At 73.8% G+C, this 19,629-nt stretch carries 21 protein-coding genes, 1 pseudogene and 1 riboswitch; of the genes and pseudogenes, 12 read left to right on the forward strand and 10 right to left on the reverse strand.

Features of this window, described 5'->3' with window-relative positions; translation table 11 throughout:
• Positions 1–249, reverse strand: a 249-nt coding sequence (locus ACZ5DC_RS19380) for a cbb3-type cytochrome c oxidase subunit I (protein ID WP_468654199.1), incomplete at its 3' end; no start/stop codon positions are given.
• A 106-nt stretch (positions 250–355) separates the two neighbouring features.
• Between ACZ5DC_RS19380 and ACZ5DC_RS19385 the strand changes: the two are divergent.
• Positions 356–853: pseudogene (locus ACZ5DC_RS19385) on the forward strand (RNA polymerase sigma factor); the annotation flags it as partial.
• 208 nt (positions 854–1,061) lie between these two features.
• Positions 1,062–2,036 carry a CU044_5270 family protein gene (locus ACZ5DC_RS19390; RefSeq protein WP_468654201.1) on the forward strand — a complete coding sequence of 325 codons (975 nt, stop codon included), beginning with the start codon at positions 1,062–1,064 and terminating at the stop codon, positions 2,034–2,036.
• Between the two features lie 755 nt (positions 2,037–2,791).
• Here the strand turns inward: ACZ5DC_RS19390 and ACZ5DC_RS19395 are convergent.
• Positions 2,792–3,640 carry a bifunctional 5,10-methylenetetrahydrofolate dehydrogenase/5,10-methenyltetrahydrofolate cyclohydrolase gene (locus ACZ5DC_RS19395; protein ID WP_468654203.1) on the reverse strand — a complete coding sequence of 283 codons (849 nt, stop codon included), beginning with the start codon at positions 3,638–3,640 and terminating at the stop codon, positions 2,792–2,794.
• Between the two features lie 26 nt (positions 3,641–3,666).
• Positions 3,667–3,747, reverse strand: a riboswitch (ZMP/ZTP riboswitch).
• A gap of 82 nt (positions 3,748–3,829) precedes the next feature.
• Positions 3,830–4,195, reverse strand: a complete 366-nt coding sequence (locus tag ACZ5DC_RS19400; RefSeq protein ID WP_468654205.1) for a nuclear transport factor 2 family protein — start codon at positions 4,193–4,195, stop codon at positions 3,830–3,832.
• Positions 4,196–4,383: 188 nt separating this feature from the next.
• Here ACZ5DC_RS19400 and ACZ5DC_RS19405 point away from each other — a divergent pair, with 188 nt between their 5' ends.
• The 5 genes from ACZ5DC_RS19405 to ACZ5DC_RS19425 all read left to right on the forward strand — a co-directional run bounded on the left by ACZ5DC_RS19405 (position 4,384) and on the right by ACZ5DC_RS19425 (position 8,502).
• Positions 4,384–4,686: a hypothetical protein gene (locus ACZ5DC_RS19405; protein WP_468654207.1), complete on the forward strand. Its 303-nt coding sequence runs from the start codon at positions 4,384–4,386 to the stop codon at positions 4,684–4,686.
• Between the two features lie 190 nt (positions 4,687–4,876).
• On the forward strand, positions 4,877–5,965 hold the full coding sequence (locus ACZ5DC_RS19410; RefSeq protein WP_468654209.1) for an S-(hydroxymethyl)mycothiol dehydrogenase: 1,089 nt from the start codon (positions 4,877–4,879) through the stop codon (positions 5,963–5,965).
• Entirely contained in the window at positions 5,965–6,594 is a 630-nt protein-coding gene (locus tag ACZ5DC_RS19415) for an MBL fold metallo-hydrolase (protein WP_468654211.1), read from the forward strand. The genes ACZ5DC_RS19410 and ACZ5DC_RS19415 overlap by 1 nt, the downstream gene beginning before the upstream one ends.
• A 149-nt stretch (positions 6,595–6,743) precedes the next feature.
• A complete protein-coding gene (locus ACZ5DC_RS19420) occupies positions 6,744–7,658 on the forward strand; it encodes an SDR family oxidoreductase (RefSeq protein ID WP_468654213.1) in 915 nt (304 codons plus the stop codon).
• A gap of 52 nt (positions 7,659–7,710) precedes the next feature.
• Entirely contained in the window at positions 7,711–8,502 is a 792-nt protein-coding gene (locus ACZ5DC_RS19425; protein WP_468654215.1) for an SDR family NAD(P)-dependent oxidoreductase, read from the forward strand.
• 3 nt (positions 8,503–8,505) lie between these two features.
• On the opposite strand, the gene ACZ5DC_RS19430 is transcribed toward ACZ5DC_RS19425, so the two are convergent.
• Positions 8,506–9,894 carry a pyridoxal phosphate-dependent decarboxylase family protein gene (locus ACZ5DC_RS19430; protein ID WP_468654217.1) on the reverse strand — a complete coding sequence of 463 codons (1,389 nt, stop codon included), beginning with the start codon at positions 9,892–9,894 and terminating at the stop codon, positions 8,506–8,508.
• A gap of 202 nt (positions 9,895–10,096) precedes the next feature.
• Between ACZ5DC_RS19430 and ACZ5DC_RS19435 the strand changes: the two genes are divergently transcribed.
• Positions 10,097–10,792: a L,D-transpeptidase family protein gene (locus ACZ5DC_RS19435; protein ID WP_366750941.1), complete on the forward strand. Its 696-nt coding sequence runs from the start codon at positions 10,097–10,099 to the stop codon at positions 10,790–10,792.
• 15 nt (positions 10,793–10,807) lie between these two features.
• Here ACZ5DC_RS19435 and ACZ5DC_RS19440 read toward each other — a convergent pair whose 3' ends face one another.
• Positions 10,808–12,010, reverse strand: a complete 1,203-nt coding sequence (locus ACZ5DC_RS19440; protein WP_468654859.1) for a Gfo/Idh/MocA family protein — start codon at positions 12,008–12,010, stop codon at positions 10,808–10,810.
• Between the two features lie 140 nt (positions 12,011–12,150).
• Between ACZ5DC_RS19440 and ACZ5DC_RS19445 the strand changes: the two genes are divergently transcribed.
• Both ACZ5DC_RS19445 and ACZ5DC_RS19450 read left to right on the forward strand, forming a co-directional pair.
• Positions 12,151–13,299: an ROK family protein gene (locus ACZ5DC_RS19445; protein WP_468654219.1), complete on the forward strand. Its 1,149-nt coding sequence runs from the start codon at positions 12,151–12,153 to the stop codon at positions 13,297–13,299.
• Positions 13,300–13,440: 141 nt separating this feature from the next.
• Positions 13,441–13,626 carry a hypothetical protein gene (locus tag ACZ5DC_RS19450; protein ID WP_171150422.1) on the forward strand — a complete coding sequence of 62 codons (186 nt, stop codon included), beginning with the start codon at positions 13,441–13,443 and terminating at the stop codon, positions 13,624–13,626.
• An 84-nt stretch (positions 13,627–13,710) separates the two neighbouring features.
• On the opposite strand, the gene ACZ5DC_RS19455 is transcribed toward ACZ5DC_RS19450, so the two are convergent.
• Together ACZ5DC_RS19455 and ACZ5DC_RS19460 are read right to left on the reverse strand one after the other, a co-directional pair.
• Complete coding sequence (locus ACZ5DC_RS19455) at positions 13,711–15,087, reverse strand: S1 family peptidase (RefSeq protein ID WP_468654222.1); 1,377 nt, start codon at positions 15,085–15,087, stop codon at positions 13,711–13,713.
• A 138-nt stretch (positions 15,088–15,225) separates the two neighbouring features.
• Positions 15,226–16,056, reverse strand: coding sequence for an SAM-dependent methyltransferase (locus ACZ5DC_RS19460; protein WP_468654224.1), 831 nt, complete (start codon positions 16,054–16,056; stop codon positions 15,226–15,228).
• Between the two features lie 203 nt (positions 16,057–16,259).
• Between ACZ5DC_RS19460 and ACZ5DC_RS19465 the strand changes: the two genes are divergently transcribed.
• Positions 16,260–16,646: a PPOX class F420-dependent oxidoreductase gene (locus ACZ5DC_RS19465; RefSeq protein WP_366750946.1), complete on the forward strand. Its 387-nt coding sequence runs from the start codon at positions 16,260–16,262 to the stop codon at positions 16,644–16,646.
• Positions 16,647–16,798: 152 nt separating this feature from the next.
• On the opposite strand, the gene ACZ5DC_RS19470 is transcribed toward ACZ5DC_RS19465, so the two are convergent.
• Both ACZ5DC_RS19470 and ACZ5DC_RS19475 read right to left on the reverse strand, forming a co-directional pair.
• The gene (locus ACZ5DC_RS19470; RefSeq protein ID WP_366750947.1) at positions 16,799–17,215 is read right to left on the reverse strand and encodes a Zn-ribbon domain-containing OB-fold protein; all 417 of its coding nucleotides are present in this window, start codon (positions 17,213–17,215) and stop codon (positions 16,799–16,801) included.
• Between the two features lie 157 nt (positions 17,216–17,372).
• Positions 17,373–18,089: a TetR family transcriptional regulator gene (locus tag ACZ5DC_RS19475; protein WP_468654227.1), complete on the reverse strand. Its 717-nt coding sequence runs from the start codon at positions 18,087–18,089 to the stop codon at positions 17,373–17,375.
• A 293-nt stretch (positions 18,090–18,382) separates the two neighbouring features.
• Between ACZ5DC_RS19475 and ACZ5DC_RS19480 the strand changes: the two genes are divergently transcribed.
• Complete coding sequence (locus ACZ5DC_RS19480; RefSeq protein WP_468654229.1) at positions 18,383–19,225, forward strand: ATP-grasp domain-containing protein; 843 nt, start codon at positions 18,383–18,385, stop codon at positions 19,223–19,225.
• 45 nt (positions 19,226–19,270) lie between these two features.
• On the opposite strand, the gene ACZ5DC_RS19485 is transcribed toward ACZ5DC_RS19480, so the two are convergent.
• A complete protein-coding gene (locus ACZ5DC_RS19485; RefSeq protein WP_468654231.1) occupies positions 19,271–19,579 on the reverse strand; it encodes a hypothetical protein in 309 nt (102 codons plus the stop codon).
• Between the last annotated feature and the right edge of the window lie 50 nt (positions 19,580–19,629).

The raw sequence follows: 19,629 nt of genomic DNA on the forward strand, positions 1-19,629 counted from the left end.
GAAACCGGCGAACAGCGGCGTCGCGAACATCAGCAGCATGATCGTGCCGTGCATCGTGAACGCCTGGTTGAACTGCTCGTTCGACATGAACTGCAAGCCCGGCCGGGCCAGCTCGGCGCGCATCAGCAGCGCCATCACGCCACCGATCAGGAAGAACGCGAACGCTGTGACCAGATACAGCGTGCCGATCGTCTTGTGATCGGTGCTGGTGAGCCACTGCACGGCTCTGGTGTTTCGGATCCTCTTCACGCCCCGCCTGTGTCCGCGCCCGGCCCGCGGGTCACACTCGGGGGACGCGAGGAACATCACGGAAGAAGGGTGTGACGATCCGGGCAGTGCCGGACACGAACCGAACATGAGCAACGACGAGATCTTCGCCGCTGCCTATCGCGAGCACTACTGGGCGGTCAGCCGTTATGTCGCCAGGCGGCTTCAGGGGCGGACCGACGAGGTGGAGGAAGTGGTGGCGGAGGTGTTCACGGTCGCCTGGCGACGCCGGGCCGACCTGCCGGCCGCGCCGCTGCCCTGGCTGTACGGGGTGGCCCGGAACTGCCTGGCCAACGCGGTACGCGGCTACGGGCGCCGGCGCCGGCTGGTGGACCGGCTGGGCAACGACGAGGCGGCGCACGGCCGGCACATCGAGGCGGGCCCCGACACGGAGGCGCCGGGCGCCTGGGTGCACGAGGCGCTGGACCGGCTGTCCCCGGCCGACCAGGAGATACTGCGCCTCGCCGCCTGGGAGGAACTCGGCGCCGAGGAGATCGCGGTCGCCCTCGGCTGCGGACGCCGCGCGGCAGCCATGCGCCTCCACCGCGCCCGCCGCCGCCTGCGCACGGAGATCGACCGCCTGAGCGCTGCGGCACCGCCGCCCGGGCCGCGCCCGAGCCCCGCGGCACCGTCGGTCGGGGCACCGGCCGAGGCGTCCTCCGGGGAACCGCCGCGCGAAGCGCTGCCAGCGGTGTGCCCCGGCGGACCGCTGCCCGACGGCGACGCCCGTCCCGGCCGGCGGGCCTCCCGTTCCGCGCCCACCACCGACGCGACGCTGCGCAAGGACCCCCGACATGCCTGACGAACTCGAACTCCTCCGACGCGCCAACCCCGTACCGGACGACGGGCCGTACTTCGGCGACGGGCCCCTGGACCAGCGCGCCGAGTGGCGGCTGGAGCGGCTGCTGGACCGGCCCCGCGTGCCGCGCCGCGCCCCCCGCGCCCGGCTGCTGTGGGGCCTCGCGGCCACGGGCGTCGTACTGGCGACCGCCCTCGCCGCGCTGGTCGGCGGGCCGAACACCCCGCCGGCCCTCGCCGCGCCCCGGCCGCTGGCCGTCCGCGCCGACTCGCCGCCCGTCCCGCTGACGCAGCTCGCCGACCTGGCCGCGACCGCCGCCGCCGACGGCTCGCCGCGCCTGCGCAAGGGCACGCACGTGCGGTCGTGGAGCCTGAGCATGGCCGACGGCAAGCCGCCCGTCACCCTGCCCGAGGAGAGGGTCGTGCGCTGGCGCGCGGACCACAGCCACACCGAGCTGGTCGTGGCGACCGACCCGCGCCGTCCGGGCCGCCCGGTCCTCACCGACGAGGGCGGGGACCCCCGCGTGGTGGCCGACGGCCACGTCCTCAGCCGGGCCACCTACCCGCCGAGCTGGAGCGACGCCCCGCCCGAGGCGCCACCGCCGCACACCCCGGCCGCCCTGCGCGCCTACCTCGCCGAGACCGTCCGTACCGACTCCCTGGACACCCCCCGGCTCCTCGACGCCGTCGCGACGCTGCTGGACCACTGGACGCTGGGCGCGCGCGAGTCCGCGGCACTGGTCAGGCTCCTCGCGGACGCCAAGGGGCTGCGGGCCGCGGGACAGGTGACCGACCGCCTCGGCCGCCCCGGGCAGGCCTACGTGTACGAGGGCGGGGGCGGCCGGCGGATGCTGATCCTCGACCCGCGCACCGGCACCGTCCTCGGCCTGGAGACCACCTTCACCCGCGACGCCCCCGAGTACGGCGTCAAGGCGGGGGACGTCATGGACTACAGCGCCTGGCTGCGCTGACCGGTGTCTGATACTGCCCGGCGATGCCCCACGGGCCACCGCCGGGCATCGCCGGACGATCCCGGGCGGCGGGTCGCCGGCAGGCCGCCGCGTCCGCCCGGTAGCGGAAGTCCGCCCCCGTGACCGTCACCGTGTGCCCGGAGGCCAGCGGCGGGGTCGCCTCCGCGCCCACCGACAGGGGCCGCACCTCCACCGAGGCCGTCCCGGTCCGGCCCGGGGTGTGCCGGACAGCCGGCGGGTCGGCGCCTGGCGCCTGCGGCCGCCCGGGTCGGCCCGGCCGTCTGGCGTGGGCGGGCGCCGGCTCTCGGTGGTCCTTGCCGTCCAGCGCGGCTCGGCCGCCGCCCGGTGCTGCTCGGCCCCGCCCACGGGCCGCCGCCGGGGCGTCGCCGGACGATCCCGGGGGGGCGGGTCGCTGGCAGGCGTTGCCGGGCAGCCGGCGGTGCCTCCTGCCGCCCGGGTCGGCCCGGCTGTCTGGCGTGGGCGGGCGCCGGCTCTCGGTGGTCCTTGCCGTCCAGCGCGGCTCGGCCGCCGCCCGGTGCTGCTCGGCCCCGCCCCCGGGCCACCGCCGGGCATCGCCGGACGACCCCGGGCGGTAGGTCACTGGCAGGCGTTGCCGGGCAGCCGGCGGTGCCTCCTGCCGCCCGGGTCGGCCCGGCCGTCTGGCGTCGGCGGGCGCCGCCTCTCGGTGGTCCCTGCCGTCCAGCGCGGCTCGGCCGCCGCCCGGTGCCGCCCCCCGGCAGGGATCCGTGCCGGCCCTACGCCCCCAGTTGCCGGGCGGCCGCCGTCACCGTTTGGTCCAGGAGCGTGGCGATCGTCATCGGGCCGACGCCGCCCGGTACCGGGGTGATCAGCGAGGCCCGTTCCACGGCCGAGTCGAAGTCGACGTCGCCGACGTTCCCCGGGTTGTAGCCCGCGTCGACGACGACCGCGCCCGGCTTGATGTCCTGCCCCCGGATCAGCCGCGGCCGGCCGACCGCGGCCACGACGATGTCGGCCTCGCGGACCACGGCCGAGAGCTCGCGGGTGCGCGAGTGGCAGTAGGTGACGGTCGCGTCCCGGGCGAGCAGCAGCATGCCCACCGGCTTGCCGAGGATCGCGCTGCGGCCGACCACCACGGCCCGCTTCCCGGCCGGGTCGACGCCGTACTCGTCGAGCAGCCGCAGGATGCCGCCCGGCGTGGCGGAGACGAAGCCCGGCAGCCCGAAGCTCATCGCGGCGAACGACGCGAAGGTGACACCGTCGACGTCCTTCTCGGGCGCGATCGCCTCGAACGCGGCCCGCTCGTCGACGTGGTCGCCCGCCGGGTGCTGGAGCAGGATGCCGTGCACCCCCGGATCGGCCGACAACTCCCGCAGCGTCGCGACGAGTTCACCGGTCGTGGTGGTCGCGGGCAGGGCGACGTGCCGGGACTCGATGCCGGCCTTGCGGCTGCGGTTCTGCTTCATCCGGACGTACGTCACGGACGCCGGGTCCTCGCCGACCAGTACGGTCGCCAGACACGGCCTGGTACCGGTGCGCTCGGTGAGAGCGGCGGCCCTCTGCGTGGTCTCCTCGACGATGCGGCGGGCGGGCGCGGTGCCGTCCATCAGACGGGCCTGGGTCATGCTGCACACTCCTGGGCTGGATCGGCTCTCCTCGCCCAGGCGCGCGGCAGCCAGTGCGGACCGCTCCCCGGTGGTACTCCACCTCAGCGCCAGTCACGGCCCGCGTACAGCGTAACCGAGGGTGCGTACGGCCTCCCGGCCCGCGACCCCGCTCGGCCTCCTTCCCGCTCCCGCCGTACCCGGCCGGGGCTACTCGTCCCAGGCCTGGATGATCAGCTGATCCGAGATCTTGCCGTCCCGCAGGGTGACCATCGACTCGGCGAGGACCCGGGTGCCGTCCCCATACTCGCAGGACTCGCAGTAGGCCGCGTGGTCGCCCTGGACGACGCACCGGTCCAGCCTGTGTGTCATGTCGCGGCTGTAGACGTCGTCCAGCAGTTCGGCGATCTGGCTTCGGCCGTGCAGGACCGTGGGGTGACTGGGCTGGTTGTTGCGGTCGACGATGCGGATCTCCGCGTCGTCCGCGTAGAGCGACAGAAGGTTGTTGCCGGTGTTGCCCTCGACGGCCCGGCGCAGTGTGTCGGTGTCGAAGGCGGACCCCGCCGAGGTACCCATGGTGACCTCCTTCACGTGCCCGTGTGGTCCAGGCGCCGTGCGGTCCGGCCAGGAGCGGGCCGCACGGGCCCACCTCCGAGACTCCTCCGCCCGGACGGCCCCGGCAAGCCCGGCCGCGCGCTCCACCTCACGGGTGAGCGCGGCCCGCCGCCCGTGTCCGCCCGGGGCCCGGCGCCGTTGCTGAGGGCATGATCTCAACACGACGTATCGCCGCCGCCGTCGGTCTGGCCGCCGGGATCGCCGGCCTCGCCGTACCCCAGGCGAACGCGGCAGGAACGGGCGCACCGCTCGTCGGGAAGCTCGGCGCGCTGAGCACGCTCGACTCGCTCGCCGTCAGTGACCTCCCGGCGGAGCAGCGGGGCCGGGTGCCGCGGGTCACCGAACAGGTGCAGGAGCTGAAGCACCTCCAGGAGCTGAACCAGCTCAGCCAGGTGGAGCAGGCCCTCGCGCCCGCCGCGCCGCTGCTCGGTCTGGCCGGCGCCATCCACTGATCCCGCCCGCCGGCACGAGGGCCGTCCCGCCGGGGCGGCCCTCGCCGCTGCCCGGGCCCGCCGGGCGATGCCCGCGCGCCGGTCCGGGAAGATCCAACAACCTCCTCGTGGTCCGCCCCGCTACCGGCCCGCTACCGATCGGTCCCGCGTAGTGTCGGTGGCGAAGGCAAACGAAGGAAGGAACCAGACCATGGCGCAGGAAGTCCGCGGCGTGATCGCACCGGGCAAGGACGAGGCCGTACGGGTCGAGACGATCGTGGTGCCGGACCCGGGGCCCGGCGAGGCCGTCGTACGCGTCCAGGCCTGCGGGGTCTGCCATACCGACCTGCACTACAAGCAGGGCGGCATCTCGGACGACTTCCCCTTCCTGCTCGGCCACGAGGCCGCCGGGGTCGTGGAGTCGGTCGGCGAGGGCGTCACCGACGTCGCCCCAGGCGACTTCGTGATCCTCAACTGGCGCGCGGTGTGCGGGCAGTGCCGGGCCTGTCTGCGCGGCCGGCCCTGGTACTGCTTCAACACCCACAACGCGCGGCAGAAGATGACCCTCGCGGCCACCGGCCAGGAGCTGTCCCCGGCCCTGGGGATCGGCGCCTTCGCCGAGAAGACACTCGTCGCGGCCGGCCAGTGCACCAAGGTCGACCCGGCCGTCTCCCCGGCGGTCGCGGGCCTCCTCGGCTGCGGGGTGATGGCCGGTATCGGCGCGGCGATCAACACCGGCAACGTCGGCCGGGGCGACTCGGTCGCCGTCATCGGCTGCGGCGGTGTCGGCGACGCGGCGATCGCCGGGTCGAACCTGGCCGGAGCGGCGAAGATCATCGCCGTGGACATCGACGACCGCAAGCTGGAGAAGGCCCGCACGCTGGGCGCCACCCACACGGTCAACTCCAGGGAGAGCGACCCGGTCGAGGCGATCCGCGAGCTGACCGGAGGCTTCGGCGCCGACGTCGTCATCGAGGCCGTCGGCCGCCCGGAGACGTACCGGCAGGCCTTCTACGCCCGTGACCTGGCCGGCACCGTCGTCCTCGTCGGCGTCCCCACCCCCGAGATGAAGCTCGAACTGCCCCTGCTGGACGTCTTCGGCCGCGGCGGCGCGCTGAAGTCCTCCTGGTACGGCGACTGCCTGCCCAGCCGGGACTTCCCCATGCTGATCGACCTCCACCTGCAGGGCCGCCTGCCGCTCGACGCGTTCGTCACCGAGACGATCCAACTGGACCAGGTGGAGCAGGCGTTCGAGCGGATGCACCACGGTGACGTGCTGCGTTCGGTGGTGGTGCTGTGATGGCCGCGCGCATCGAACGCCTCGTCACCTCCGGTCAGTTCACCCTCGACGGCGGCACCTGGGACGTGGAGAACAACGTCTGGATCGTCGGCGACGAGCGCGAGGTGATCGTCATCGACGCCGCCCACGACGCGGAGGCCATCGCCCGCGCCGTCGGCGACCGCCGGCTGACCGCGATCGTGTGCACGCACGCCCACAACGATCACGTCAACGCGGCGCCGGAACTCGCCGACCGCACCGGCGCGACGATCTGGCTGCACCCGGACGACCTGGCGCTGTGGAAGCAGACCCACCCGCACCGCGACCCCGACCGGCACCTCCTCGACGGCCAGGTCATCGAGGCCGCCGGCGCCGACCTCACCGTCCTGCACACCCCGGGGCACGCACCCGGCGCCGTCTGCCTGTACGACCCGGGCCTGGGCACCGTGTTCACGGGCGACACCCTCTTCAAGGGCGGCCCCGGGGCCACCGGGCGCTCCTACTCGCACTTCCCGACCATCATCGACTCCCTCCGCGACCGCCTCCTCACCCTCCCGCCGGAGACCAAGGTCCTCACCGGGCACGGGGACGGCACCACCATCGGCGACGAGGCCCCCCACCTGGAGGAGTGGATCGCCCGCGGCCACTGACCCCGGCCGCCACCGCGGCCCCGCCGCCGGATCCGGTGGCGGCACATCGCGGGGCTCGGCGTAAAAGCCGACAGAAGATGTCCGGCTTCCCGGCGACAGTGGGCGACGACAGCAGTCGCAGCGCAGTCGTACCGCACGGGAGGCCGGACATGTCAGGACCGCTGGAAGGCAAGGTGGCGCTGGTCGCCGGGGCGACCCGGGGCGCCGGGCGGGGCATCGCCGTCGAACTCGGCGCGGCCGGCGCCACCGTCTACGTCACCGGCCGCAGCACCCGCGCCCGCCGCTCGGAGTACGACCGCCCCGAGACCGTCGAGGACACCGCCGACCTCGTCACCGCGGCCGGCGGGCAGGGCATCGCCGTGGCCGTCGACCACCTCGACCAGACCGCCGTACGCGCCCTGGTGGACCGCGTCGCGGCCGAGCGGGGCCGCCTCGACGTCCTCGTCAACGACATCTGGGGCGGCGAGAACCTCTTCGAGTGGGACACCCCGGTGTGGGAGCACGACCTCGACCACGGGCTCCGCCTGCTCCGCCTCGCGGTCGAGACCCACGCCGTCACGAGCCACTACGCCCTGCCGCTGCTGCTGCGGCACCCCGGCGGCCTGGTCGTGGAGGTCACCGACGGCACCGCCGAGTACAACCGGGACACCTACCGGGTGAACTTCTTCTACGACCTCGCCAAGACCTCCGTCCTGCGCATGGCCTTCGCCCTCGGCCACGAACTCGGCCCGCGCGGCGCCACCGCCGTCGCCCTCACCCCGGGCTGGATGCGCTCCGAGATCATGCTCGACGCGTTCGGCGTCCGCGAGGAGAACTGGCGGGACGCCCTGGCGCGCGAACCCCACTTCGCCATCTCCGAGACCCCGCGGTTCACCGGCCGGGCCGTCGCGGCCCTGGCCGCCGATCCGGACGTGTCCCGGTTCAACGGGCGGTCGCTCTCCAGCGGCGGCCTCGCCCGGGTGTACGGCTTCACCGACCTCGACGGCAGCCGGCCGGACGCCTGGCGGTACCTGGTCGAGGTGCAGGACGCGGGCAAGCCGGCGGACGTCACCGGCTACCGGTGAAACCGGGTGCCGGACCGGTGAAAGCGCGCCCGGGTGGCCGTACCGTCGGCCCATGACTGATCCGACTCGCTTCGCAGGACACGGAGTTCTCGTCACGGGCGGCGCCCGGGGCATCGGTGCGGCCGTCGCCCGGCGGCTCGCCGAGGAGGGCGGCCGGGTGCTGGTCACCGACCGGGACCCGGCCGCGGCGGAAGGAACCGCCTCCGCGCTGCGCCGACAGGGCCTCGCCGCCGAGGCGTTCGCCTGTGACGTGGCCGACCGCGCCCGCGTCGAGGCGGCCGTCGCCCACGCCGTCGCCGCGTTCGGCTCGCTCGACGTGCTGGTCAACAGCGCCGCCCACTGCACCGCGGACACACCGCTGTTCGAGGACGGCCCCGACGAGGCGTGGGCGCGCGACCTCGACATCACCCTCACCGGCGCCTACCGCTGCTGCCGCGCCGCCCTGCCGCACCTCGCCGCCACCGGACGCGGCGCGATCGTCAGCATCGGCTCCGTCAACGGCGCGCAGGACTTCGGCAACCACGGCTACAGCGCCGCCAAGGCCGGCCTCGGCTCGCTCACCCGCACCCTCGCCGGGCACGCGGCGCCCCGGGGCGTGCGGGTCAACCTGGTCGTGCCGGGCACGGTCCGCACCTCGGCGTGGGAAGGCCGCGACGACGAACTCGACGCGGTCCGCCCCCTGTACCCGCTCGGCCGGGTCGGCGAGCCGGAGGACATCGCCGCCGCCGTCGCCTTCCTCGCCTCGCGCGACGCCGGCTGGATCACCGGGACCTCCCTCGTCGTCGACGGCGGGCTCACCGCCGTCAACACCGGCTTCCGCGCGGCCGTCCGGCACACCTCCTGACCCTCAGCCCGAGGCCGCGGCGAGCACCGAGAGCACCCGGTCCGTGTCGGCCTCGGTGGTCCGCCAGTTGCTGAACGCGGCGCGCAGCCCGGGCACCCTGCCATACACCGTCGGCGTCACGTACGCCTCCCCGGACGCGGCGACCGCCCGGGCCAGCGCCGCCACCCGTTCCGCGGACGGGTCCGTGGCGAGGGTGAAGCACACGACGTTGAGCCGGACCGGTGCCAGCAGGGTGAGGCCCGGCAGCGCGTCGACGCCCGCGCCGAGCCGGCGGGCCAGCGCCACGTTCCGCTCCACGACCTCCCGGTGCCCGTCCCGCCCGTACGCCACCAGCGAGAACCAGGCCGGCAGGGCGCGCAGCCGGCGCGAGTTCTCCGGCGTCAGGTGCAGGAAGTCGGGGTCGGTGCCGGGCAGGCCGAGGTACGGCGAGGCGTTGTGGAACACCGCCACCTGCAGATCGCGCCGCCGGGTGAACTGGACGGCCGCGTCATAGGGGACGTTCAGCCATTTGTGCAGGTCCACGCAGACCGAGTCGGCCGCGTCGAGCCCGTCGACCAGCGCGGCGTGTTCCGGGGACAGCGCGGCGAAGGCGCCGAACGCCGCGTCCACGTGCAGCCAGAAGTCGTACCGCTCCTTCAGCGCCGCGATGGCCCGCAGATCGTCGAAGTCGACGGTGTTCACGGTGCCCGCGTTCGCGACGACCAGCACCGGCCGGCCACCGGCCCCGGCCAGCGCCGTCCTGAGCGCGGACACGTCGACGGCCTCCCGGCCACCGGGCAGCAGCGGCACCGGCCGCAGCCGGTCCCGGCCCAGGCCCAGCACCGACATCGCCTTCCCGATGCTGGAGTGCGGGCTGCCGGAGAGCACGTCGAGCGGCCCCAGCGCGGCGGCGCCCGCCCGGGAGACGTCCACGCCCAGCCGCTCGCCGGCCCACTCCCGGCCGATCGCGAGACCGACCGTGTTCGCCATGGTCGCGCCCGTCACGAACGCCCCGCTGTGCGCCTCGCCGAGCCCGAACAGCTCGCGCAGCCACGCCACCGTCTCCCGCTCCAGCTCCTGCGCCCAGGAACCGCCCGCCCCCGACAGGTTCTGGTCGAGGGCGGAGGTCAGCCAGTCACCGGCGACCGCCGCGGGAGTGGCGCCGCCGGTGACGAAGCCGAGGTAGCGCGGACCGGCGGAACCGGAGAAACCGGGCGCCCACCGTTCGGCGAACCGGGCGAGGGCGCCGTCACCGCCCACGCCCGCGGCCGGGAGCGGGTCTAGCCCGGGTACCGGCCCGGGCGCGGCGACCGGCCGCCCGGCGAGCCCCGCCACCTCCCGGACGGCGAGATCACGGGCGGCCTGGAGCAGTTCGGGGAGCCGGGCGAGGTCGTCGGCGAGAACAGGGTCCATGCGGCGCAGCGTAGAGGGTCACCGCGCACCGGCCGGGGCGCCGTACGGCCGGAAGTTCACCGTTTCGTCACAGCCTGACCGGAACCACAACCATCCCCGGCCGGTCCGGGTCTAGTAGTCCGACATCGCGGGAATCGCGCTGGAGAGCACCGGGGGAGGCCCGGGCGAACGAAACGGGCAAAGGGGAAGGGGAGAGGCCGACATGGGGGTCATACGCAGACGAGGCGCGGTCGCGCTGGGCGTCACGGGACTGGTGGCGCCGCTGGCGCTCGCGTTCACAGCGACGCCGGCCCAGGCCGCGAGCTGCACCACGCGGACGGGGCCGTACCAGAAGCAGGTGGAGAAGTTCCTGGGCCGGCCGGTGGACGGCAAGCAGTCCGCCACCGACTGCAAGGCCGTCCAGGCCTTCCAGAACAAGCACGGCATCACGCCGAACATCGGCTACGCCGGTCCCGTCACCTGGGGCGTGATGGACCTGATGAACAAGCAGAAGGCCGTCGGGAACAAGCCGAACAAGGACGGCAAGTGCCCGGTGAACAAGGGCCGCATCGCCTGCGTGAACCTCACGCTCCAGCTCAGCTGGATCCAGGACGGCAACCGGCTCGTCTACGGCCCGGTGCCGGTGCGCACCGGGCGCGACGGCTACGAGACCCGCACCGGCCTGAAGAAGATCTACTGGCGGGACATCGACCACGTCTCCACCCTCTACAACGTGCCGATGCCCTACAGCCAGTTCTTCGACGGCGGCCAGGCCTTCCACTCGGTGGGTCTGAGCATGTGGAACCCGCCCGGTTCGCACGGCTGCGTCAACATGACCACCGCGACGGCCAAGAAGTACTGGTCGCTGCTGAAGAACGGTGACGACGTCTTCGTCTACGGCCGCAAGCCCGGCACCTGAGCCCGCCGGGACCGGTCACGCCTCCGGCGCGTCCCCGAAGTCGGGGATCTCCAGCCGGACACTGCCCTGCCGTGCCGATTCGTGCGCGATGACGCCCGGCAGGGTGTAGCGGGCTGCCACCCACGCGTTCACCGACGGCAGCGTCCGCGTGGTGACGGCGGTGACGAAGTCGTCCACGAGGAAGTGGTGGCTGCCCTCGTGCCCGTTGTGCAGGTGGTCGAACTCCCGGGGCAGCCGTGACCGGTCGTGCACCGGCGCCGAGCCGGAGGTGAAGGCCGCGCGCAGCTCCGGTGCGATGTGCGCCAGCGAGGGGTCGTCGGGGGCCAGGGTCGGCTTCGGCTCCAGCAGTTCGCTGATGTCCTCGACGCCCTTCTTGTCCTGCCACAGCGCCACCGTCGCCAGCTGTTCCATGCTGGCCTCCGTCCCGAAGAACCGGAACCGGGACTCGCGGATGTGCGAGGGGTAGCCGACCCGCCGGAACTCGTTCGTACGGAACGATCCGCCGCCCGCCACCTCGAACAGCGCGGTCGCGTTGGACACGTCGTTGTCGAACTGGCTGACCGAACGGTCGAAGACGCCGTCGCCGCGCTCGTCGCGCACCCCGATCGCGGACACGCTCACCGCGTGCGTCTGCCAGGCCCCGAGCACTCCGCCCACCGCGTGCGTCGGGTACAGCAGCGGGGGATAGCTGGCGGTCGCCTTCCAGTTCTCGCCGCCGCTGTACTGGTAGGCCTCGTAGAACCCGAGGTCCATGTCGTGGACGTAGTCGCCCTCGGCGTAGAACAGCCGGCCGAAGGCGCCCGCCGCGATCTGGTTGCGGGCGTGCACGGTCGCCGGGTGGTAGTGGCTGGTCTCGCCCATCATGTACGTCAGCCCGGTGGCCCGGACCGCGTCGATGATCGCGGCCATCTCCTCCACGCTGATCGCCATGGGGACGGCCGAGTAGACGTGCTTGCCCGCGGCCAGTCCCTGGAGGACCAGCGGTCCGTGGGTCCAGCGCTGAGTGAAGATCGCGACCGCGTCGACCGCCGGCGACTCCAGCATCGCCTCGTACGACGGGAACGTGCCCGCGAGCCCCTGTGCGGCGACGAGCCGCTCGGCCCGCTCGGGCAGCAGGTCGGTGACATAGACGTCACCGACTCCGGGATGGGCGTGGAAGAGGGTGGCGAACTGCCCGGAGAACTGTCCGGCGCCGACGATACCGAGGGAGAAGGTCATGGGGATTACTTTCGCCATGGAATAATTAGACCGTCAAGAGCCGGGTGACATCTGCTCGCATCCACTGTCCGGTGAGAGACGTCCGCGTATGCTGAGCCGGTTACTTCTGCATCGGAAGAAAACCAGAGAGGTTCGCTGTCATGACCAGCTGGCTGCCGCTGAGCCCCCCGGAGCGCTCCGTGGCCATCGAGGTGCTGGTGCACGGCCCGCTGTCCCGCACCGAGCTGGCCCGCAGGCTGCGCCTCTCCCAGGGCAGCCTCACCCGGCTCACGAAACCGCTCATCGAGTCCGGGCTGCTGGTGGAGGCCGCCGAGGCGGGCGGGGCGGGCGAGAACCGTCAGGGGCGGCCGTCACGGCCCCTCGACATCGTCGCCGAGTCCCGCTCCTTCCTCGGATTCAAGATCACCGCCGACCGGGTCTACGGCGTCGTCACCAGCCTGCGCAGTGAGGTGACCGGCCGGCTGGACCGGCCGCTGACCACGCACGACCCGGACGCCGTCGCCGCGCTGCTGGCGGAGATGGCCGCCGAACTGGCCGGACGCCACCCCGCCCCGGCGGGCATCGGCATCGGCGTGGGCGGACGGGTGCGGGAGCGTGCGGTGGTCGGCGAGTCGGCCTTCCTGGGCTGGCGGGACGTACCGCTCGGCACGCTCGTGCGGGAGCGCACCGGGCTGCCGGTCGTCGTGGAGAACGACGTCGCCGCCCTGGTGGAGGCCGAGACCTGGTTCGGCGCGGGCCGGGGACTCGACCGCTTCGCCGTGCTGACCATCGGCGCCGGCATCGGCTACGGGCTGGTGCTCGGCGGCAGCCGGGTGCCGTACGACGAGGAGGACCGCGGCTTCGGCCGGCACTGGATCATCGACCCGTACGGCCCGCTCACCCCCGAGGGCGCCCGCGGCAGCGCCACGTCGTTGCTCAGCATCCCCAGCATCCGCTACCAGGTGCGCGCCGCCACCGGCCGGGACGTCGGCTACGAGGAGATCCTCACCGCTGCCGCCACCGGTGAGCCCATGTGCTCCCGGGTGGTCGACGAGGCCGCCCGGGCCCTGGGCACCCTGATCGCGCAGATCGCCAACTTCGCGATGCCGCAGAAGATCCTGCTCGCCGGAGAGGGCGTCGGCCTGATGGACGTGGCGGGGAACACGGTCCGCGACACCATCCGCTCCCACCGGCACCCGCTGGCCGCCCCGGTCGACCTGGAGACGAAGGTGTCCGACTTCCACGACTGGGCGCGCGGCGCCGCCGTGCTGGCCATCCAGGTGCTGGTGCTGGGCCGGACCGGGGGCTGAGCCAAAAGAGCCGGGGGGACGGGGGAGCGGCACGGGCAGTGAATTCCCGCTTCCGGTTGACACATTGACGTGATGAGTAACACGGTCCGGAATGTCCGTATCGCGGGCACTTAATCACAGCGCCTTCACGTCGATCGGCATATGCTTCACAGCATGTCCACCACTGTTGAAGCCGTCTCCGAGCGATCGGCCGCGGAGGTCAACGAGGAGATCCGGGCCCTGTGGCGCCGGTCGGGCGGGACACTGACCACCGAGCAGCGCGCGGAGTACCAGCGGCTCGTGATGGAGTGGGCCGCCGCGGCCCCGCGACCGCACCGGGCTGCCTGACCGACCCCGCGCACACCGCGCCGAACCGTCCCGGGCACCCGTGAACACACGGGTGCCCTTCTCGTCGTTCTCCCCGGCCCCCTCTCAGCCCCACGTCGCCGAGTAGTACCGCTGATACGCCTTGCGGTCCTGCTCGGCCCGGATGTACCGGGTCGCCACCAGCGCGATCAGGCTGCCCGCGATGACCAGCAGCCCCGGCCCGACGTTCCGGGTGTCCGTCAGCCGCGCCAGCAGAGTGCCGCCCTGCGACGCGCCCGTGACCGGCGCCGAGGAGCCCGGCGAGGCCGCGTTCGGCGCCATCGCGCCCTGGGCCGCCGAAGCCGCGGGCGCGGGGGAGGAGGTGCCGCCCGGGGCGCCGCCCGCGTTCTGCGCCGACACCAGCAGCCGGACCCCGAGCGCCGTCAGCGCCTTGCTCACCGGCTGGAAGAACGTGGTCCCGCCCGCCGTGCAGTCGCCGTTCCCGCCCGAGGTGACGCCGAGCGCGATGCCCTCGGAGAACAACGGGCCGCCGCTGTCGCCCGGTTCGGCGCACACGGTGGTCTCGATGAGCCCGGTGACCGTGCCCTCCGGGTAGTTGACGGTCGCGTTCAGCGCCGTGACCTGGCCGTCGTGCAGACCGCTGGTGCTGCCGCTGCGGAACACCCGCTGCCCCACCGCCGGATCGGCGGCCCCCGTGATCCGCACCCCCTTGCCCCCGCCGATCGCGACGACGTCGGCGCCCGCGCCGGCCTTGCCGCCGGCGTACTGCACGAGCGAGAAGTCACTGCCCGGGAAGGAACTGCTGACCGTCCGGCCGAGCTGCCGGTCCCCCTGGTTGTCGGCGAACCAGGTGGACCCGGCGGGCCCGCAGTGGCCGGCGGTCAGGATGAAGTCCGACCGCCCATCGGTGACATTGAACCCGGCCGAGCAGCGCCCGCCCGTCGACAGGATCGGCTGCGCGCCGTTCAGCCGTGTGGTGAACGTGCCCTTCGTGCGCTCCATGTGCACGAAGCTGCCGATCCCCGTGGCGACCCGGGTCAGCCGCGACCAGTCCCCGGCCGACACGGTGCGGTCCGCCCGCACCACGACCCGGTTGGTCCGGTAGTCCACCGCCCACGCCGTGCCCGGCACGCGCGGAGCCGAACGCAGCGCCGCCGTCGCCGACTTGAGCTCGTTCATGCTGTGCGGCACGACCTTCGGCTCCGCCCCGGCCCGCAGCACCTCCCGCGCCGCGGCCTGGTCGGTCACCGCGACGACCGTACGCCCGTCGGCGCCGATCCAGTCGCCCGCCGTACGGGCCGTGCCGAGCCGTGCCACCAGTGCGGCGCCGGCGCCGCCCGTGGCGGCGAGCGGTCTGACGGCGGCGGGCGGTGTCTCGCTCGCCATGGCCGCCTGGGCGACCATCGCGCCCCCCAGGAGGAGTCCGCCGACCGCCGCCAGCCGTGTCACTCGCCGGACGACCCGTCGTCGTGCGTGCCGCATGCGTGGCTCCCGAAGCCGAACCTGAACGCGCGCTGCCCGTACCGGCACCGCGAGGCCCCCGGATCGTCGAGGGCCCGCTCCTCCATACGGGGGCCGGGGCCACGGCGTTCACCGGCGGCGGTGAACTGCCGTGCGCGGTCAGTTCTTGCGGGCCACCCCGCCGAACATGGCGACCTCCTCCGGCTCGGCCCCGTCGCCGCCCTCCGGGCGCCACCGCGAGCAGGACACCACTCCCGGCTCCAGCAACTCCAGGCCGTCGAAGAACCGGACCACGTCCTCGGGGGTGCGCTGCTTCAGCTTCGGGGTGCCGTGCTCGTTCCAGAACTTCACCGCCTCGTCCACGTCCGGCATCGACGGGCTGGTGATGGTGTGCGACAGCACCAGGTGGCTGCCCGCCGGGAGCCGGTCCGTCAACTGCCGTACCAGGCCGTACGGGTCCTCCTCGTCGCCGATGAAGATGACCACCCCGAGCAGCATCAGCGCCACCGGCTGACTGAAGTCCAGCGTCTTCGCCGCGTGTTCGAGGATCGTGTCGACGTTGCGCAGGTCCTCGTCCAGGTAGTCGGTGCGGCCCTGCGGAGTGCTGGTCAGCAGGGCGCGCGCGTGCGCGAGGACGAGCGGGTCGTTGTCGACGTACACGATCCGGGACTCCGGCGCGATCCGCTGCGCCACCTCGTGCGTGTTGTCGGCGGTGGGCAGCCCGGTGCCGATGTCCAGGAACTGCCGGATGCCCACCTCGCCGACCAGATGGCGCACCGCGCGGCCCAGGAAGAGCCGGTCGGCGCGCGCGTACTCCCCGATGCCCGGGTGCAGCCGGCGGATCTGGTCGCCGGCCGCGCGGTCGACCTCGTAGTTGTCCTTGCCGCCGAGCCAGTAGTTCCAGATCCGGGCGGTGTGCGGCTGGCCGGTGCTGATGCGGGAGCGCAGCGACGCGGCCACGTCGTTGGCGGCTGCCGGGTTGTCGGTCACGTGGGTCAGCTCCTGGGTGCCTGAAGGGATGCCTGAGGGGTGTCCGGCGAAGACGCCTGACGGGGACTGCACCGTGCAAGACGCAATCTAGACGCCCGAGTTGATCTCCGCCGCCCGGTCCGGGGTTCTCCGCCGGGAGCTGGCGGGCCTGCCCGCGTGCACCGGGCTTCGCGGGGCAGGGGCCGCTCTCCTACACTGCGGGCATGGACGACACGCGGCTCGACCGGCTCGGGTCCGGCACGTACCTGCTGGTGACCAGCTACCGGAAGAACGGCAGGCCCGTCGCGACCCCGGTCTGGGTGGTACGGGACGGCGACGCGCTCGGGGTGTGGACGGCGGCCGGCAGCGGGAAGGTCAAGCGGATCCGGCGCCGCCCGGACGTTCTCGTCGGCCCGTGCGACGTGCGCGGCAACCCGACCGGCGACCAGGTGCCGGCCACCGCCGAGATCGCCGATCCGGCCACCACCGCCCGTTACCGGGGCCTGATCGCCCGCAAGTACGGCCTCCTCGGCCGCCTCACCCTGCTGGGCAGCCGGCTGCGGCGCGGCCTGGACGGCACCGTCGGCCTCCGGGTCACCCTCGGGGACTGAGGGCCACCCGGGACCGGCGCCCTGCGACGCGTCCAGGCCGATGCCCACGCGCGGCAGCGCGTCCGTGAGGGACTTGACCGAGCGGAGGCCGAGCCCGGCGGACGTGATCCGGCCGGGCTTCGCCTTCCTGCCGGAGGCGGCGTGAAGGGGAGTCAGGTCCAGGCGCGGTACGGCTCGTCCACCAGCTGGAAGACCGGCTCCCCGCGCACCGGGTCCTTGGCGGTGGACAGCCGCACCCGGTCACCGCTGTGGATGCCGATCGGCGGGCCCATGACCCGGCCCCGGACGACGAACCCCTCGGCCATCTCTATCAGCGACACATTGCGCGCCGCCGGTGAGTTGCGGTGCACCACCGTGGAGTGGCGGACCGTGCCGACGCCCTCGCTGCGCTCCGTGCGCAGCTCACTGCCCTGGCAGACCGGACACAGCAGCCGGTGGTACATCGCGGTGCCGCACCAGGTGCAGCGCTGGAAGAGGATGGCGTCCTTGGAGTCCGTGGCGGCGGGATCGAGAACGCCCGCCGCGGCACCGGCCACCGGGTGCGAGGTGCTTGCTGAGGGGTGGTACACGCTGGTCAACTCCCTGCGCTCGGCCGGAATCCCGCGTGCCCAGGGCGGACCGGACACACGTGTGCGCGGTTGCCGTGCCACCGCGCACGCCGACAGGGTATGGCACTGAGTGTCACTCGTAAAGGCACTCGGTACCCCTAATGACCCCTGTTCCCGGTCAGTTCCGGCCGAGTGCCGCCTCCAGTTCCCGTACCACCCGCCACAGCGGCGCGTCCCTGCGGGACACCAGCACCACCACGTCGTCGGGCCGTTCCGCCCGCGCGCCGGCCGGCTCCGACCCCGGCCGGCCGAAGGTCCTCTGCACGTACCCCAGCGCGTGGTCCACCTCGGCCCCCGGGTCACCCTTCCCCTCCGCACGCAGCCAGGAGCGCAGGGCGTTGTTGTGCGCGGCGACGACCGCGGCCGCGATCACGTCGGCGCGCAGCGTGCCGTCGGGCCGGTCCGCGAAACGGGCGCGGAGGTACTCGGCGAGCGCGCGTTCGTAGCGCCACACCACCGACAGCTCGTACGCGCGCAGCCCCGGAACCTGCCGGGTGAGGCGGTAGCGCTGCACGGAGAAGGCCGGGTTCTCGGCGTACATCCGCAGCACCAGCCGGGCCGCGTCGCACACCCGCCGCACCGGCTCGTGTCCGGCGCCGCCGGCCGCGAGGAAGGCGGTCATGTCGGCCAGGCAGCGCTCGTGGTCGGGGAAGACCACGTCCTCCTTGGAGGGGAAGTAGCGGAAGAACGAACGCCGGCCGACCCCGGCCAGGGCCACGATGTCGTCCACGGTGGTCTGCTCGTACCCGCGTTCCAGGAAGAGCCGGAAGGCCGCCGCCACCAGGGCGTCCCGGATCGGCGGCTTCGCGGCCGGCACCGCGCTGCTGGAGCTCATGGACGGGAACGTAGCACCCGGAGCGCGTGCGTGACACTCAGTGCAGTGCGAGCGACCTGCCGGGGGAACTGAGTGCTTTCAGGGTCAGCTCCGGACGGCCCGGCCGGACCGCGGGGGCACTGGACCGGAGGGGGCGGTGACCGGGGGTGACCGAAAGCCGCCGTACCCTGCGGCGTAACCTTTCTCCGCCGTCGCCGCCGCCGTCCAGGACGCCGCCGGCACCGGCCCCGCACCGCGCCCGCACCACGCACCCGCACCACGACCGCGGCCCCGCGCCGCCCCGAGGAGCCCGCATGCCCGCCGCCCGCCCCCGCCTGCTCTACGTCACCGACCTGGCGTACCAGGCGCGCGGGCGCCGCTACTGCGAGGAGGACATCCACCTCACCTCCCGGCTGCGCGCCCACTTCGACCTGGCCCTGTGCCATCCGGTGGACGCGGCGGCCCTGATGGACGGCTTCGACGCCGTCGTCGTCCGCAACAGCGGGCCCGTCCTCGGCTACCGCAAGGAGTACGACGCCTTCCGCGCGCGGGCGCTCGCCGCCGGGACCCGGGTGTACAACCCGCTCACCGGGAAGGCCGACATGGCCGGGAAGCAGTACCTGCTCGACCTGACCGCCGCCGGGTTCCCCGTGATCCCGACCGTCGACCGCGCCGAGGACCTGGAGCGGCTGCCGGCCGCCGAGCGGTACGTGGTCAAACCGAAGCAGGGCGCCGACTCCCTCGGCCTGCGGATCGTCCCCGCGGACGGCGTCGCGGGACTCGCCGCCGCGGACGTCCTGATCCAGCCGTGCGTGGACTTCGCCTACGAGGTGTCCTTCTACTTCGTCGACGACGACTTCCAGTACGCCCTGCACGCCCCCGACCCCGAGCGCCGCTGGGAGCTGCGGCCGTACCAGGCCACCGCCGCCGACCTGGAGTTCGCCCGCCGGTTCATCGACTGGAACGACCTCGGCCACGGCATCCAGCGCGTCGACGCCTGCCGTGCCGCGGACGGAAGCCTGCTGCTGGTCGAACTGGAGGACCTCAACCCCTACTTGTCCCTCGACGCGCTCCCGGAGGAGGCCAGGGACGCCTTCGTCACCGCGTTCACCGCGTCCCTGAGCCGGTTCGCGCGGGGAGCGCTGGTCCCGGCCTGACGGTGATCGGCGCCGACCCCGGCACCTCGGCCCCCGACGTGCCCCTCAGGGCCGGGGGTTGGTGCGGTGCCACCGGGGCCGGGCGTCAGGGCCGCGGCGCCCGGCCACGGACGCGCAGCGCGGGCACACGCGCCGCACCCGGTCCGCCGCGCCCCCGGACTCCGGGAAGGTGTCCGCCCAGCCGACGTGCGGAAAGCGCGTCAGCCGGGAGCGGCTGAGGGAGAGTCCGCAGACGGTCTGGTTCAGACCCGGTTCCCACGCGTGGACCTCGCCGGCGGGCAGCCGGCGCCGGCCGTCCTCCTCGTCGGTCCACTGTCCGGAGGCGGCGACGGCGTACTGCTTCGGGCGTCCCACGGCGTGCTCCGGAGCCGGTCAGCCGGCCGTGACGGCGACGCGCGGCCGTG

Source organism: Streptomyces sp. NPDC031445, from assembly GCF_055581365.1.